Here is a 16,499-nt window from a genome sequence, read left to right on the forward strand (position 1 = left end):
AGTTTTAAACTTATAGATGGATTTAATTAATCTTTCGGAGGAAAGCTATGGCAAATGTAAAAACAAGTATTCTGCAATTAATTGGAAAAACCCCGCTATTGGAAGTTGTAAACTATGAAAAATTTTATAATTTGAAAGCCAAAATTATTGTAAAACTGGAATATTTTAATCCGGCGGGAAGCGTTAAAGACAGAATTGCATTTGCCATGGTAGAGGATGCTGAAAAAAGAGGAATTCTAAAGCCGGGAGCCACCCTGATTGAACCGACAAGCGGAAATACAGGCATAGGTATTGCAGCAGTAGCAGCCGCCAGGCAATATCGGGCTATACTGGTAATGCCTGAAACTATGAGTATTGAAAGAAGAAAAATCCTTCGGGCTTATGGGGCGGAGCTTGTTCTAACAGACGGTAAAAAAGGCATGAAAGGGGCCATAGAAAAAGCTTATGAGCTTAACAGGGAAATTGAGGGTTCGTATATTTTAAGCCAGTTTACCAATCCTGCCAATCCGGATATCCACAGGAGAACAACAGGAGTGGAGATATGGGAAGATACGGACGGGAAAGTTGATATTTTTGTCGCGGGTGTGGGGACCGGAGGAACTATAACAGGCGCAGGTGAATACTTAAAATCAAAAAATCCTGATATAAAAGTGGTGGCGGTAGAGCCTGCTTCTTCACCGGTTTTGTCAAAAGGATATGCGGGTAGCCATAAAATACAGGGTATAGGTGCGGGATTCATTCCGGAAATTCTAAATACAAGTATTTACGATGAAATTATTACGGTAAACGATGAAGAAGCATATAAAGCAAGCCGTGTAATCGCCGTAACAGAAGGAATACTTGTCGGTATATCATCCGGTGCAGCCCTTCATGCCGCAACAAAGCTGGCAAATAAAGAAGAAAACGAAGGAAAAACTATAGTAGCCATTCTTCCCGATAAAGGTGAGAGGTATTTGACTACGGAATTATTTTGGGGATAATGAATGTAGGGAAATATAGACCATAACCAAATGACAATTTGGTTTTTACATTGGCAAAAGAACATCTGGTTAATGTTTATGCGTTATTATAGGTTGCAAGAATTAGCCTATGACGCACATAACACTCCAGATGTTCTTTTTTTATGATGGTGTAAATTAAATTTTTATAAATCCCTTCTAACTTAAACTGGATGAAAGCTCAATTGCTATGAATTGATTATGGTTTATGTTATATAATAGCTTTTGCTTACCGTATATTAAGATTGTATAATGGCACAAATTTATAAGTAAATCATATATAAAAAATACAATAAATGATTTATGGAGCTGTGACTATTGAACAGTTTTAATCAAAGCAATCTTTTAGTTGAATACAGGGACAGCGTAACCCAATATGAACCTTTATATAACAGAAAATATACCCTGACCCATTCCGATCAGACCGGGGAATTATTTCTTACTATAGGCAGGGAGTATGCTTATGATAAAGTTGGCTATATGAGGGATGAGGTATTGGCGGAATGGAAAGGGCATGAAGGGTACCCCTATCTATATGTCTATGTATATATAAACGGGCAAACAGACCAATCGATATCTGCTAAGCGTAATGAAATTTTTCGGCGTGAGTTGCCTTTGGCACTTAAGGCAATTTACTATGGAGATAAAAACTTTTTTGATAATTATTTATATTTAAAGAAAGCTCCAATCTGGATCTATTTTGATTCTCAAAATCCACAGTACCTTAGTTTTGAATACTGGGGAAGTTTCGAACAACTTGGGCTATAAACAGCAGAACTTAGTAAGCTGTCGTATTTGTAAAATAAGAAATTGCAAATCGGCAGCTTTTTATATTTAATCATATGTTTTTATTTGATATTTTATTGTGATATTCTTCTAAAGCCCTTACTTTCACAATTTATCAATAGGCAACATATCATATCATGATGATATTTTTTGACAGTCTGTTTTACTGATTGTCATACAGGGGGAATTGCCTTACATGGAGTTAAGCATAAAAGATGTTCTTGGGATTATATATAAAAGATTAATTTTTATCATAGCATGTACCTTTTTTTGTGCCATAATGTCTTATGTCTATAATAAGTTTATTAAGGACCCGGTTTATACTGCTTCAGTTCAATTTTGTGTAAATACCAATGATAATTCCTCCGGAAATATTAACGAACTAAATTATGCCCAGAAAGTGGTTTCAACATATGTTAATTTACTTCGGACAAATACATTTTACAGACAGGTTTTGGAGGCTACAGGCCTAAATTATTCAGTGCAGCAGTTAAAAGCCATGACGCAGATAAGTTCGGTTAACGATACGGAAATTTTTCAAATTACGTTAAGTTCCAATAGTGCAGATGATGCCTATACTCTTGTTGAAGCTATGCAGAAAATAGCCCCGCAGCTTATCGCAAATATTAAAGAAAATTCAAAAATAAGCGTTGTAGATCCTGTAGTATACCCTGCAGGGCCGTCGGGACCCAATATATATTTAAATACAATACTGGGGGCAGTGGCAGGTTTAGTTCTTGCCATAGCTATATCGTTCTTTTGGGAACTGATAGACGTGAAAATTAAAAGCAAGGAAGACCTGACCAAAAGATATCAAATACCAATTCTGGGCGTTATACCTGATTTTGGTGTCAAAATGCCAAAGAGGTATCTTTTAATGCAAAAACTTCCCTTTAAAAATAGGCTGAATGAAATAATAAAAGATAAAGTTGAATTTAATCAGGTAAAAAATCAAGAAGCAAATTTCCTTGTTAATGAAGCTTATAAGGCTTTAAGGACCAATTTACTTTATACAATAAGAAAAAACGGTTGTAAAAAAATATTGGTTAACAGCCCGAATCCAAGAGACGGAAAGAGTACTACATGTACAAATATTGCCATAGCTCTTGCCAAAACCGGGGCCAGAGTTTTATTGATAGACTGTGATTTAAGAAAAGGAAGACTTCATGTACCGTTCAACCTAAACAGCACTCCCGGTGTTACTAATCTGCTGTCAGGTATGAATACTGAAAAAGAGACAATACAATACACATCATATAATAATCTGCAGATTATCCCATGCGGTTCAATTGCACCAAATCCCACAGAGTTATTATCCAGTATACAGATGGAAGAACTTATTAAGAAGTTGGAACAGAATTATGACTATATAATCATTGATACGGCTCCTGTTAATTTGGTTGCCGATGCATTAAGCCTGGCAAAGATGGTGGATGGGGTATTAATGGTAGTCAGGGAAAAAAGCACTACTTATCCTCATGTCGAAACGGCACTCAACAAGTACGAATTGATTGGCGGCAATATACTCGGCTTTGTATTGAACGGATCTGCGCTAACACAGGAAAATAAGTCAAAATCAAGCTACTATTATTATCAAAGAAACAATGATTGATATTCATACTCATATACTGCCGGGTATTGACGACGGGGCCAAGAACATTGATGAAAGCTTAAAACTTACAGAGCTTCTTCATGAGCAGGGGGTAGCCGGTGCCGTATGTACTCCCCATTATTACCCCTATCTTATGGATATAAATGAGTTTGTAAACAGAAGGAAAGAAGCATTAAACCTTATATTCGAATCAAAAATTCAACTGTATAGCGCCAGCGAAACATATCTGCATGAATATTTGTTTCATAACAGCAATTTGGATTTTTTAACCGTGGAAAATACCGATTATCTGCTTTTAGAGCTGCCATATATAAAGAAATGGGATAAAAATATTTTTGAAACCATAGAAAGACTGACGATTCATTTCTGCATTATACCAATTATAGCTCACATCGAAAGATATCCGGCAGCAGGAAAGAGAGACATAAAAAGATTAAAGGAAATTGGCTGCATAATGCAGCTTAATGTATCGTCCTTACTTGACAAAAGAATTAAAAGGCGGGCACTAAGCCTTATCCGTACAGGACTTATAGATGTTCTGGGAAGTGACTGCCATGACATAAAAACCAGACCTCCTAGAATAAAAACGGCCCTGGATGTTATTGGCAGCAAAATAGGTAATCAATACTGTGACAGGTTGATAAGGAATTCTTCCATGATCGTAAAAGGTATCGATATCAGATGAACCGTTATAGGTGGATCGGAATATAATAAAGTGTATTTTGAAAATCGGTTTTATTTGTATTTGATATAAAAAATATGAACTTTAACAGAAATACCGGCTTTGTAATCAAAATAATAACCTATAATTCCTGATCCAAATTTTAAGTCCCTGGGTGTGATAATACAGGATGCTATGAAAACTAGCTAAAGCCGGGATAATGAAAAATCAATTATTTAAAAGAAAGGAACATCTGATATTGAGATATATAGATATAAAATATAAAATCGATAAAATTATTGCTTTATTGGGTCTAATTGTGCTTTCACCATTAATGATAATAATAGGAATTGCAATAAAGCTTGATTCACCGGGACCGATTATATACAGGCAAAAACGTCTCGGGCAAAACGGAAAAATATTTTATATGTATAAATTCAGGTCCATGTATGAAGGGGCAGAAAAAAATGGAGTGTACGACCGAAAAAAGGATCCCAGGGTTACGTCTGTGGGAAAAGTTATCCGAAGAACCAGCCTGGATGAATTGCCACAGTTAATAAATGTTTTAAAAGGGGACATGTCCTTAATAGGACCAAGGCCCCCATTGGTTTATCATCCCTGGCCTTATGAGAAGTACACCGATGAGCAAAAAAAGATGTTTCTGATTAAACCGGGAATTACAGGATGGGCTCAGGTAAACGGTAGAAAAAATCTGGAATGGGACAAAAGAATAAAGATGAATATTGAGTATATTGAAAAGATGTCTTTATTGCTTGATTTGAAAATTTTATTACTGACAGTTATAAAAGTGATTAAGATGGAGGAAAACGTAAACAGAAAAAAAACAGTGAATATAAATAAGCAAATTAAATAAAGGGGATAGTCCATGCCGTTAAAGCTAATGTTTATTACCAATGATAAACATGTAGCAAAGATAGCGGAAAGAAACGGTGTAGATTGGATCTTTGTGGATCTTGAAATAAACGGTAAGGAAAAACGCCAGGGACACCTCGATACGGTGATATCCGGTCATGATATTGAAGATGTAAGAGCAATAAAATCGGTTTTAAGCACATCAAAACTTTTGGTAAGAGCAAATCCCATTTATGAAGGATCAAAAGATGAAATAGATAAGATCATACAATACGGAAGCGATATTATAATGCTTCCGTATTTTAAGTATAAAGAAGAAGTGGAGACTTTTATTGATTATGTTGCCGGCCGGGCCAAAGTATGCTTACTTTTGGAAACTCCGCAGGCAGTTGAAAAAATTGACTCTATTTTAAGAATACCGGGAATCGATTATGTCCATATAGGACTTAACGACTTGCACCTGGGATACGGGATGAAATTTTTGTTTGAGCTTTTAGCAGACGGAACCGTAGAAAGAATATGCAATAAAATTAGGGAGTATAACCTTCCATACGGATTTGGCGGAATTGCCAGGTTAGGCAAAGGAGCTTTGGAAGCGGAATATATTTTGGGAGAACATTACAGGCTAGGTTCATCTATGGTCATTCTTTCCAGAAGTTTCTTAAATACAAGCTTAATTACCGATTTGGCTGATATTGAAAAAGAATTTACCCAAGGGGTCCGCCAAATACGGGAATATGAGGCTTTTTTGAAAGGTCAAGATCAGGAATTTTTTGCATACAATAAAAAAATAGTAAGCGAAAAAGTAGATAAGATAATTAAGGGGCTATAAAGGGGGAAGACATGAAAGATATAGTTTTGATTACAAATTACTGGCATTTTGAAGAAGAAAGAGAAAGCAGCAGATATTTTACATTGGCCCGAATGATAACACAAGCGGGAATGAAGCTTGAAGTTGTCACTTCATCTTTTTATCATGCCACTAAGAGTAAAAGAAAATTATCAAAGGATTATTTAAATTCCTTTCCGTATAAAATAACCCTGATAGACGAACCGGGCTATACAAAGAATATTTCCTTAAAAAGGCTTTTAAGTCAGTGGATTTTCGGACGGAACGTTATAAAATACCTAAAATCTAGAACAAAACCGGATCTAATTTATTGTGTAGTTCCTTCTTTGGAAGCTGCAGATTTAATAACAAAATATGCCAATAAACATAATATAAAAATAGTAATTGATATTCAGGACTTATGGCCGGAAGCGTTCAGAATGAAATTTTCCATACCCTTTGTTAGCGACCTTTTAATTTATCCTTTTAAACTTAAGGCCGACAAAATTTATTCCCGTGCGGATGAAATTGTGGCTGTGTCACAAACATATATTAACCGGGCTATTCGGTATAACCAAAGGTGTAAGAGGGGACACTGTGTTTATTTGGGCCTGGAACTTGAAAAGTTTGACGGCTATGCATATGGGGCAAAGGAAATTATTAAGCCGGAAAATGAACTTTGGATTGCATATGTCGGTAGTTTAGGATACAGCTATGACCTTACCGGAGTGATGGATGCCATATCCTTGATTCAAAATAAAAACCTTTGCCCCCAAAATAAAAAAATAGTATTTCAGGTTATGGGAGACGGGCCCAGGCGTAAGGAATTTGAGGAATATGCAAAAATAAAAGGAGTTAACGCCGTCTTTACGGGCAAATTAGATTATCCCGATATGGTAAAAAGGCTTTGCAGATCTGATATAGCTGTCAATCCAATAGTCAAAAATTCTGCAGCCAGTATCATTAACAAACATGCGGATTATGCGGCAGCAGGGCTTGTGGTTGTAAATACGCAAAAGTCAAAGGAATACAGATATTTACTGGAAAAATACCGTGCCGGCCTAAACTGTAAAACCGGTGACGCCAAAGATTTGGCAAAGAAATTGCTTTACCTTATAAATAATCCGGATATCAGGCGGCAAATGGGCCAAAATCACAGAAAGTTAGCCATTGAGAGATTTGATCGAAATAAAACATATTTAAAAATTATTAAATTACTGGAGGATGAAATAAAAGAAAATTCTAGCGAAAAAAATATGGAAAATAAAGATAAATTTACTTTTCAGATATTGCTGTCAACCATGAATCAAAAAGACCATAGTCTGCTTGATCAAATGAATATCCAGTCTGATGCAATTGTAATTAATCAGTGCGACCGCAATCAGTGGGAAGAGTTTGAATATAAAGGTAAACATATTAAGTGGATTTCAGCCAATGAAAGGGGAGTAGGTTTAAGCAGGAATACCGCTTTGATGAGAGCAACTGCAGATATATGCTTATTTGCAGATGATGATATACGCTACATAGATGGATATGAGAAAAAGATACTGAATGCTTTCAAAGAGTTACCTGATGCGGATGTAATTATTTTTGATACGGAAATTATAAACAAAACAAAAGAAATTTTAAATCCAAGAAAAATAAAGAAAACACAAAGACTTCATGTTTTTAATTCCATGCGTTACGGAACATACAGGATAGCAATAAAACGGGAAAAAATTTTGCAAAAAAATATTTATTTTTCCCTGCTTTTTGGCGGAGGAGCACAATACAGTGCCGGTGAAGACTCTTTATTTATACGGGAATGCCTTAAAAATAAACTGAAATTGTATGCTTATCCTCTTGTTATAGGGTGTGTTGACGATAGCAAATCAAGCTGGTATCAGGGAATTACAGATAAGTATCTTATTGACAAGGGAGCCTTCCTTTCGGCCGCTTTCCCGATACTTTACCCCGTTTTATTCGTTTATTACGCTTTAAGATTAAGGGGAAAAGGCCATAAAAAATTCAAATTTTTTGAAATTATAATTAAATTTATCTATGGCAGAAAGGTTTTTTTGATAAAATAAGCAAATTTTAAATTAAATTTATTAAGAGCTTTTATATGGTTTAACTTCTAGGTTATGAAAATGTAATAGGATTTCTTTAAATTAAGGAAATCAGAATATTCATTAAATCCATAACAGAAAAACATATGATGGTTTAAATAATTATGACAGAGGAATTACTATGGATGGTATCAAGGTTTCGTTTATCATACCTGCTTATAATGTTGCACCATATATCGGTAACTGCATAGAAAGTGTCCTGACACAGAGTATAGAAAAAGAAATTATCATCATCAATGACGGCTCTACAGACAGAACCGCTGATGAAGCTCAAAAGTATGCCGATAAATACAGTTTCATCAAAATAATTAATAAGAGCAATCAGGGATTATCAAGTGCCCGCAATGACGGGGTGTCCATAGCACGGGGGGAATATGTGTGTTTTATTGATGCAGACGATTATTTCCTGGAAGATTTTGCGGGCGATTTTTATAAATTATGTAAATTGCACCGGCTGGATATCATACGGGGATTTTATGCAAGAGCATATCCGGACGGCAGGATAAAAAAGGTAATTCATCCGGTCTCATTTTTAAATTGCCCTCTAAATTCCTATGATTACCTGGCCAAGTCCGTATATGAAAAAGCCATGGAAGTCGTTGCGGTGGCCGGATTTATCCGCAGGGATTTTTTAATAAATCATAAGTTAAAATTTGAAGAAGGCCTTTGTTATGAAGACCGGTTGTTTTATCTGAAGTTACTTTTAAGTTCAAAAAATTGTACTGTCATGCAAACAGATCGGTGTATATACGGTTACAGGATGAGAGAAGGAAGCATAACAAAGACAACGGACAAAAAGAAGCTTATTGATTTGATAAAGATTATGAGAAAGCAGATATTTTTTATCGATAATCTCGAATTAAATAAATATTATATTACGGCAGCAAACAAAGTTGCTTCCGCTTCTTTGAGTCATTTAACCTCTTTATACCTCAGATTATCATCAAACGAACGTAGGGAAATAATAGGGAAAATACCGGGCAGGCTTAAATTAAGAGCCCTCAGATATTCATACAGTTTCAGAGACTTTATAAAATTGTCAGGGTTTATATTTTTTCCACGGCTGTTTGTTTTGATATTTAATTTAAAATGTTTTTTGAAAAAGTACCGGGATTTTATTTAGAAAGTTTATTAGTCTACATGAATTTCCTTATGTTAATAAATTAAAACATATGATTTTGGGGTGAATTTAATTGATAAAATTAAGCGTTATAATACCGGTCTATAATGTTGAAGCCTATCTGACCAAGTGTATAGATAGTGTCTTAAATCAAATATATGGCGGACTGGAAATTATACTGGTAGATGACGGAAGTACGGATAATAGTCCGTATATCTGTGACTGCTATGCGGCCAAGGACCGGCGGATAAAGGTAATACATAAGATAAACGAAGGGACTTCCGTTGCAAGAAATGCCGGTATAGATGCCGCAACCGGTGATTATATAGTTTTTTTGGACGCCGATGATTTTTGGTTAGAAACATCAATTCATGATTTAATGAAAATTGCCGATGAAACCCGGGCGGATGTTATTATAGGAAATGCCATTAAATATTATGATGCCGACGACAAATACGGGCCTTATCCGAATAATCTGAAATATAACCCGGATCATAAAACTACCCGGGATAAACTTTTATATATACTTAATCCGAATAACAGGTTCCAATGGCATATATGGAAATGTATTTTCAGAGCCGATCTAATTAAAAATAACCGGATATATTTTAAAGAAGGTTTATTATTTCAGGATGTGGAATGGCTGCCGAGAGTTTTAAGCAAGGCTAAAAAAATTGAGATAGTAGACAGATTTTTTGTCTGTTATAGGGTTAGACCCAATTCCAATATGACTGACGCTTACAAAACCATAAAAAGGCACAAGGATCTTTTGAAAGTAATTTATCATTTGTCTGATTATTTTAGCAAAATTGATATGGATAAGAAACTGAAACACAGTTTTTATACAAACTTTGCCGAATTATATATGTATGTATTTCTTAGGCAGGCTTTGTTACAGGATAAGGATTCGAAAAGCCTACTTAAAAGATTCTCGTATTATATCTATTTTTATCAGGGCAAATATTCAAAGCAGATAAAGTTTTTATATAAGCTATTGGGTTATGGGGTTTTATGTAAAATTATAAATGTTGCAGATAAGACAGCTTTGTTTATAAGAAGAATAAGGGGATGGAAATATGCCTGATCAAATATCTGAAAATAAGTCTTTGATAAAGAGATATCCCAAAGTATTGGTTGTAAGTTATAATTGCTTTTCATTAGGAGGGGCTACAGGAAGGACCCTGGCTAATTTGTTCTGGGGCTGGGATAAAAAATCAATTGCTCAACTTTATATGAGCAACGAAATTCCCGATAATGATGTTTGTTATAACTACTTTCGGGTTACCGATATTGATGTAATCAATGCCTTTCGAGGGAAAAAAACTGCCGGGCTTGTATATCTTAAGAAATATGACCACAAGAATAAAAAATATGATGAAAAAGAAAATTCCCTCTATGACAAGCTAAAAGAAATGAAAGACAAAAGGAAAATAAAAATGAAGTTCTTCAGGACAATCATCTGGAATCTGGGATTATGGAAATCAAAAGAGTACTACAGATGGTTGGACGAATTTCACCCGGATATTGTATTTGTAATGGCAGGAGAAAATTGCTTTGTAGATAAAATTGGACTTCAAATATCCAAACGGTATCGGATACCGATTGTTGTATATAACTGTGAGGATTATCAGTTTAAGGACTATAGCATACACGGAATTTACGGGATTTTGTTTCAGATTATGCTAAGGCGTTCGTTTTCCAAACTTATGGCAAAAACCAACCATGTTATATTCAATAACCCGCCTTTGATGAAACTGTTCCAAAAAAGGTATCGGATAAATGCAAGTGTAATCTATATTTCTTCTGTTCTAAAAGAATGCTATATTGAATCCCCGAAAGAAAAGTTAAAGATATCTTATTTAGGCAATATAAACAACCGATATGTATCTTTACTGGAAATAGCAAGGACAATCAAAAAGATTGACGAAAATCTCGTCCTTGATGTTTACGGCAGAATACTAAATCCAAACGCAAAATATGAGCTTGAAAATAACAGGGACTTAAGATACCACGGTGTAGTAAGTTATGATGAAGTTATAAATATCTTATCCCACAGTGATATTCTTGTACATTGTGAAAGTTTTGAACCGGATGCAATTATTGATAAAAGACACGGCTTTTCAACTAAGATCGGAGATGCTTTGGCAGGAGGATGTTGCCTCTTTGTATATGGGCCAAAGACCAATGCGGCGGTAAAATATCTTATAAAATATAAGGCTGCTTGTGTGGTAACCGAAAAAGAGCAGTTGGAAAATGAATTAAGAAATTTAATACAAAACGAAAAATTAAGAGCTTATTACAGAAAAAATGCCCTTAAAGCAGCAGAAAAGAACCATGACATCCAAAAAAGTGCCGACAGAGTATATAGGATAATTCAAAATGCAATCAAAGAGGGATATAAAAATGATTAAAACTAATAAAAAGTTCATGCATTATATTTTCCCTGTTTACTGGGTACTTTTGCTGCTATGGCAAACTTTCCGTCCGGTTGAAAACCGCAGCATGGCTGATATAGGAGTAAAAGCCTTACTTCTTGGCAGCCTGCTTACCTTTGTCATTTTAAAGTCATATTATAAAAAATTAAATCTTGCCGGACTCCTTTTATTGGTTTTATATGTCTTGTTTCAGTTTTTAAGCCATTGGAATAATTACGATATATTTAAATTATCTTACCTTATCGATATTGTTTTTTCATTCTCCATAATTTTTACTTTTATGATTTTAAATAACGATTATGTAATAACTAAAGATGAGATGATTCTTTTTTCAAAAATTATAGTAGGTATAGTTTTTGCCTTATGTATTTATGCTGATGTATTTCGGTTTGAAGGAATAATTGCCGCTTTGAAAACGTCAAGCGGATATTTAAATGCAGTAAAATCAATACTTGCAAGCAATCATGAGTTTGGGCTTTATTTATCTTTCGGAATAGTATCCTGTGTATTTCTGATTTTTAATTCGCATAATTCCCTAAAGAATTATTTATTGTATGGCTTTTTAATAATTTTGTTTACTTTTAATCTGATACTTACGTTTTCAAGAACATCTTTAGCTTCTTTGGTTATCGCAGCATTAATAGCCATTCATACAATGAAAAAACACCGGTTTGCCTTCTTATGTATGGCGCTTTTATTACTTGCAGTTATTCTTTTAAATAATGATTTAAGAGAATATTTCCTAAAAATTGTACTTAGGGTGCAGCATGACGGGAACAGATTTAATTTGATTAAAGGTGGACTTAAGTATTATGCCCAGGGCAGTATAAAAGATATATTAATCGGGGTTGGCCCCACCGGAAGTCAATTGTATGTCCGGGAAATTTCAGGCGGCAGAAATTTTCATAACGGATACATTACAGTGTTAGTAACAGGCGGTTTGGCTATGATGACTTTTTTTATTTACATTGCTGTTTGCAATATTAATAACGGGATAAAAACCCTAAGATATGACAGATGTTCAGGAGCATACATGCTTGCTTCCAATGCCATTATGCTTTTATATATGTGGGGACAGACACCGATTATATTTTCACCGGATTTGGTTTCTTCAATGCTTACTTTTTACTGTATTATAGTACCCAGGTATTTTTACAATTTCTACAGAAATCAAATAACGGAAGAAAAGAGGTTGAAAACTGCAGGAACTAGAGTATCAAAGATAAAATCAAATTTATTGTGGAACAAAAATCAATATTTAATAAAGGATAATTTCAGGTAATCCCTGATTATGGGTTACCAAATTGTATTATTTGTATATTTATATTTAAGAAGATAATTTTTGGGAGAGAAAACAGTGAAGGATTTTGACAATAAGGTCTTGCTGATTACCGGAGGGACCGGCTCTTTCGGTCATGCGGTAATGGAAAGATTTTTAAATACAAATATAGCTGAAATAAGAATCTTTTCCAGAGATGAGAAAAAGCAGTACAAAATGAGACGAACCTATGACGATGACAGGCTTAAGTTTTATATCGGGGATGTCAGGGATTTAGACAGTGTTAAGAACGCAATGCATAATGTAGATTATATATTTCATGCGGCTGCTTTAAAGCAGGTCCCTTCCTGCGAGTTTTTCCCTTTGGAAGCCGTAAAAACCAACATTTTCGGCACTGAAAATGTCCTTACTGCTGCAATTGAGGCGGGAGTAAAAAAAGTAATATGTCTTTCGACTGATAAAGCGGCTTATCCGATTAACGCTATGGGCATTTCCAAAGCAATGATGGAGAAAGTTTTTATAGCAAAATCAAAAACTGTAGATCCTGAGAAAACTAAGATATGCGGAACCCGATATGGAAATGTTATGGCTTCCCGCGGCTCTGTCATACCCTTATTTGTTGAGCAGATAAAAGCGGGTAAGCCTCTTACTGTTACCGATCCAAATATGACCAGGTTTCTTATGAATCTGGATGAAGCGGTGGATTTGGTTGTATTTGCTTTTGAACATGCAGAATCTGGAGACATTATGGTACAAAAATCCCCAGCCTGTACTATAGGGGATCTTGCCATAGCCATTAAGGAAATATTCCAAGCGGACAATGAAATAAAAATTATCGGCACCCGTCATGGGGAAAAGTTGTACGAAACCTTACTTACGAAAGAAGAGATGGCCGTAGCAATTGATATGGGGAATTTTTATAGGATACCTGCAGATAAAAGAGAGTTTAACTATGACAAGTATTTTACCACCGGTGATATTAGGCTTTCTACTATAGACGAATATAACTCCCATAATACCGAGCGGTTAACCGTTGAGCAGATAAAGGAAAAACTCCTGAAGCTTGATTATATACAAAAAGAATTGCAAAAAAGAAACTTCTAGATAAGTATTTAATTTTATTGATAAAATTTGCAGAAAAATGAATTTTTTAGTTTGATCGTATTTAATGAGACCTGGTAATGGGAGGAATTCATGAAAATATTGATCATAGGGGCCACAGGTATGGCAGGCCATATGATTTCAATGTATTTTATAAAAACCGGGCATGAAGTTACCGCTTTATCCCGTAAGAAATTCTCATACTGTAAAAATATTATTGCTGACATTACTGATTTTTCAATCCTTAGAGGAATAATCGAAGCAGGAGATTATGACGCGGTTATAAACGCAGTAGGTATTTTAAATCAGGAAGCCGAAAAAAATAAGCCTTTGGCAGTTCTTTTAAACAGTTATCTGCCCCACTTTTTAAGCGATATTACCGAAAATATAAAAACGAAGGTAATTCATTTAAGTACAGATTGCGTTTTTTCCGGGAAAACCGGAGGATATAATGAAAACTCGTTACCTGACGGTACGGATTTTTATTCCGAATCAAAAGCCCTTGGAGAACTTAACGATGAGAAAAACTTAACATTTCGAACGTCTATTATAGGGCCTGATCCGGATGAAAACGGGATAGGTTTATTTAATTGGTTTATGAAACAGGAAGGCACTGTTAAGGGTTATACAAAAGTGATATGGACCGGTGTAACGACCCTTACTATGGCAAAGGCAGCGGAAAGAGCATTAATCGAAAACATAACCGGCTTATATCACCTGGTAAATAATTGCCCGATAAGCAAATACAATTTGCTGAAAATGTTTAACAAACATGTAAGAAACGGCCAGTTGGATATAATACCGTTCGATACGGAAAATGTTAATAAATCCTTGGTAAATACCCGGACTGATTTTTCATTTAAAGTTCCCGATTATGAAACCATGATTATAGAAATGAAAGAATGGATTTTAAATCATAAGGAGCTTTATCCCCACTATCAAATTATATAATGCCGCATAAGGGGGAGTAAAATATTGAGCAGATTAAAACTAATGACTATTGTAGGAACAAGACCGGAGATAATTAAATTATCGGAGATTATTAAAAAATGTGATAAATATTTTAATCATATTTTGGTCCATACAGGCCAGAATTACGACAGTATGTTAAAAGACGTATTTTTTCAAGATCTGGATTTAAGGAGTCCGGATTTCTGCCTTGATGTTGCAGGTGAAAACTTAGGCGCAACCATTGGAAATATTATCTCTAAATCATATGATATTATGGTCCGCATAAAGCCGGATGCCCTTCTGGTCCTTGGGGATACAAATTCGACACTAAGTGTCATATCTGCAAAAAGATTGAAAATTCCGATATTTCATCTTGAAGCCGGTAACCGTTGCTTTGACGAAAACCTTCCCGAAGAGGTAAACAGAAAAATAGTGGACCATGTAAGCGACGTAAATCTTTGTTATACTGAACATGCAAGAAGATATTTAAATTTTGAAGGAATCCCGAAAGAAAGGACCTTTGTTGTGGGGTCTCCTATGGCGGAAGTATTGGATAAATACCGGGACAAAATAGAAAAAAGCCGGATACTTGAGGAATTAGGCCTTATCAAAAGAAAATATATCCTTCTTTCTGCTCACAGGGAAGAAAATATAGATCTTGAAAACAACTTTATTGAGCTGATGAATGCGGTAAATTCCATTGCCGAAACTTATGATATGCCCGTAATATACAGTACCCATCCGAGAAGCAAAAAGTTTATAGAAAAGAGAAACTTTACCTTTCATCCGGGGGTAAGAAGCCTTAGACCGTTCGGTTTTATAGATTATAATTGCCTGCAGAAAAATGCATATTGTGTGGTTTCAGACAGTGGAACCCTTGCGGAGGAAGCTTCTTATTTTAAATTTCCTGCCGTATCAATAAGAACCAGTACGGAAAGGCCGGAGGCACTGGATAAAGGAAATATGGTGATAGGGGGTATTACAAAAGATCAGGTGCTTTCCGGTATAGAATTGGCCGTAAAAATGCATTTAAACGGTGATATAGGCTCTGATGTACCCGATTATATCGATATAAATGTAAGTACCAAGGTGGTAAAACTTATTCAGAGTTATACGGGGATAGTTAATAAGATGGTATGGAGAAAAAATTGATAAAGCATAGTAGAATTATGTGAAATAATTATATAAAATTAAAGGATTTTAAATAATATAAAGAGAGGTACTTATATTTCCAACTTATACACTACGAGTATGTGAACTCGTAGTGTAATTTTGGAAAATTAAGTACCTCTTTGATTTTACACAGTTTTTAAATTATTACAGATTTGAGAAGAATGGCCTTCTTCTGATCCAGAAGAATATCCTCCGTATAATACCGGAAATGATACCGTAGAATATGTTGATTGCCGTACTTAAAAGGATATATTTTCTTGTGAAACTTAAGCATGTGAATTCGTGGAGTAAATCATCAATTGTTAAAACATCTTTCAGATAATACAAACCGGTTATCATTGTCGTAAAGGTAAAAAGGTCAAGGATAAGAGCAACCCGCCAGTCTATTTCCGTAGTTAGCCGAGCAAATATACTAAAGAATAATGCACCGAGCAGACCCGGAACTATAAGAGCCAGGAAAAATTGAAAAAGTTGTAAAGCTATCATTGCGCACCTCCCCATATTTTATTTACCATATATTAAAATATGCCGGGTACAAGATTAATGTTACATAATAACCGATATAGGCAAAAT

Annotated in this window: 15 protein-coding genes; 14 read left to right on the forward strand and 1 reads right to left on the reverse strand. The window is 35.0% G+C overall.

Annotated features, from left to right (window positions below):
• The first annotated feature begins 47 nt into the window (after positions 1–47).
• The 14 genes from cysK to wecB all read left to right on the forward strand — a co-directional run bounded on the left by cysK (position 48) and on the right by wecB (position 15,905).
• A complete protein-coding gene (cysK, locus tag HHT355_RS04430) occupies positions 48–980 on the forward strand; it encodes a cysteine synthase A (protein ID WP_103202209.1) in 933 nt (310 codons plus the stop codon).
• A 336-nt stretch (positions 981–1,316) separates the two neighbouring features.
• Positions 1,317–1,766 (forward strand): staygreen family protein, encoded by a 450-nt coding sequence (locus tag HHT355_RS04435; protein WP_103202210.1) that lies wholly within the window; start codon positions 1,317–1,319, stop codon positions 1,764–1,766.
• Positions 1,767–1,980: 214 nt separating this feature from the next.
• Positions 1,981–3,396 (forward strand): polysaccharide biosynthesis tyrosine autokinase, encoded by a 1,416-nt coding sequence (locus HHT355_RS04440; protein WP_103202211.1) that lies wholly within the window; start codon positions 1,981–1,983, stop codon positions 3,394–3,396.
• On the forward strand, positions 3,389–4,081 hold the full coding sequence (locus HHT355_RS04445; RefSeq protein ID WP_103202212.1) for a tyrosine-protein phosphatase: 693 nt from the start codon (positions 3,389–3,391) through the stop codon (positions 4,079–4,081). The genes HHT355_RS04440 and HHT355_RS04445 overlap by 8 nt, the downstream gene beginning before the upstream one ends.
• Positions 4,082–4,277: 196 nt before the next feature.
• Positions 4,278–4,931 (forward strand): sugar transferase, encoded by a 654-nt coding sequence (locus HHT355_RS04450; protein WP_103202213.1) that lies wholly within the window; start codon positions 4,278–4,280, stop codon positions 4,929–4,931.
• A gap of 12 nt (positions 4,932–4,943) precedes the next feature.
• A complete protein-coding gene (locus HHT355_RS04455) occupies positions 4,944–5,762 on the forward strand; it encodes an aldolase/citrate lyase family protein (protein WP_103202214.1) in 819 nt (272 codons plus the stop codon).
• A gap of 11 nt (positions 5,763–5,773) precedes the next feature.
• Positions 5,774–7,828: a glycosyltransferase gene (locus tag HHT355_RS04460; RefSeq protein WP_103202215.1), complete on the forward strand. Its 2,055-nt coding sequence runs from the start codon at positions 5,774–5,776 to the stop codon at positions 7,826–7,828.
• A 160-nt stretch (positions 7,829–7,988) separates the two neighbouring features.
• Positions 7,989–8,990: a glycosyltransferase gene (locus HHT355_RS04465; RefSeq protein ID WP_103202216.1), complete on the forward strand. Its 1,002-nt coding sequence runs from the start codon at positions 7,989–7,991 to the stop codon at positions 8,988–8,990.
• Between the two features lie 70 nt (positions 8,991–9,060).
• Positions 9,061–10,071 (forward strand): glycosyltransferase family 2 protein, encoded by a 1,011-nt coding sequence (locus HHT355_RS04470; RefSeq protein WP_103202217.1) that lies wholly within the window; start codon positions 9,061–9,063, stop codon positions 10,069–10,071.
• Positions 10,064–11,398 carry a glycosyltransferase family protein gene (locus HHT355_RS04475; protein ID WP_103202218.1) on the forward strand — a complete coding sequence of 445 codons (1,335 nt, stop codon included), beginning with the start codon at positions 10,064–10,066 and terminating at the stop codon, positions 11,396–11,398. Before HHT355_RS04470 ends, HHT355_RS04475 begins: the two co-directional genes overlap by 8 nt.
• A complete protein-coding gene (locus HHT355_RS04480; protein ID WP_103202219.1) occupies positions 11,391–12,704 on the forward strand; it encodes an O-antigen ligase family protein in 1,314 nt (437 codons plus the stop codon). Before HHT355_RS04475 ends, HHT355_RS04480 begins: the two co-directional genes overlap by 8 nt.
• Before the next feature lie 75 nt (positions 12,705–12,779).
• Positions 12,780–13,805 (forward strand): nucleoside-diphosphate sugar epimerase/dehydratase, encoded by a 1,026-nt coding sequence (locus HHT355_RS04485; protein ID WP_199179154.1) that lies wholly within the window; start codon positions 12,780–12,782, stop codon positions 13,803–13,805.
• 90 nt (positions 13,806–13,895) lie between these two features.
• Positions 13,896–14,753, forward strand: coding sequence for an SDR family oxidoreductase (locus HHT355_RS04490; protein WP_103202220.1), 858 nt, complete (start codon positions 13,896–13,898; stop codon positions 14,751–14,753).
• 24 nt (positions 14,754–14,777) lie between these two features.
• Complete coding sequence (wecB, locus tag HHT355_RS04495) at positions 14,778–15,905, forward strand: non-hydrolyzing UDP-N-acetylglucosamine 2-epimerase (protein ID WP_199179155.1); 1,128 nt, start codon at positions 14,778–14,780, stop codon at positions 15,903–15,905.
• Positions 15,906–16,070: 165 nt separating this feature from the next.
• Here wecB and HHT355_RS04500 read toward each other — a convergent pair whose 3' ends face one another.
• A complete protein-coding gene (locus HHT355_RS04500) occupies positions 16,071–16,412 on the reverse strand; it encodes a hypothetical protein (RefSeq protein WP_103202221.1) in 342 nt (113 codons plus the stop codon).
• Between the last annotated feature and the right edge of the window lie 87 nt (positions 16,413–16,499).

The sequence above is a fragment of the Herbinix hemicellulosilytica genome (genome assembly GCF_002904165.1).
GTDB classification, from domain to species: domain Bacteria; phylum Bacillota; class Clostridia; order Lachnospirales; family Lachnospiraceae; genus Mobilitalea; species Mobilitalea hemicellulosilytica.

Excerpts from the sequence above, each read along its gene's own strand:
- HHT355_RS04500 (WP_103202221.1), bottom strand. The coding sequence starts at position 16,412 with ATGATAGCTTTACAACTTTTTCAATTTTTCCTGGCTCTTATAGTTCCG.
- HHT355_RS04475 (WP_103202218.1), top strand. The coding sequence starts at position 10,064 with ATGCCTGATCAAATATCTGAAAATAAGTCTTTGATAAAGAGATATCCC.
- HHT355_RS04450 (WP_103202213.1), top strand. The coding sequence starts at position 4,278 with ATGAAAAATCAATTATTTAAAAGAAAGGAACATCTGATATTGAGATAT.
- HHT355_RS04490 (WP_103202220.1), top strand. The coding sequence starts at position 13,896 with ATGAAAATATTGATCATAGGGGCCACAGGTATGGCAGGCCATATGATT.
- HHT355_RS04465 (WP_103202216.1), top strand. The coding sequence starts at position 7,989 with ATGGATGGTATCAAGGTTTCGTTTATCATACCTGCTTATAATGTTGCA.
- HHT355_RS04445 (WP_103202212.1), top strand. The coding sequence starts at position 3,389 with ATGATTGATATTCATACTCATATACTGCCGGGTATTGACGACGGGGCC.
- cysK (WP_103202209.1), top strand. The coding sequence starts at position 48 with ATGGCAAATGTAAAAACAAGTATTCTGCAATTAATTGGAAAAACCCCG.
- HHT355_RS04480 (WP_103202219.1), top strand. The coding sequence starts at position 11,391 with ATGATTAAAACTAATAAAAAGTTCATGCATTATATTTTCCCTGTTTAC.
- HHT355_RS04455 (WP_103202214.1), top strand. The coding sequence starts at position 4,944 with ATGCCGTTAAAGCTAATGTTTATTACCAATGATAAACATGTAGCAAAG.
- HHT355_RS04460 (WP_103202215.1), top strand. The coding sequence starts at position 5,774 with ATGAAAGATATAGTTTTGATTACAAATTACTGGCATTTTGAAGAAGAA.
- HHT355_RS04440 (WP_103202211.1), top strand. The coding sequence starts at position 1,981 with ATGGAGTTAAGCATAAAAGATGTTCTTGGGATTATATATAAAAGATTA.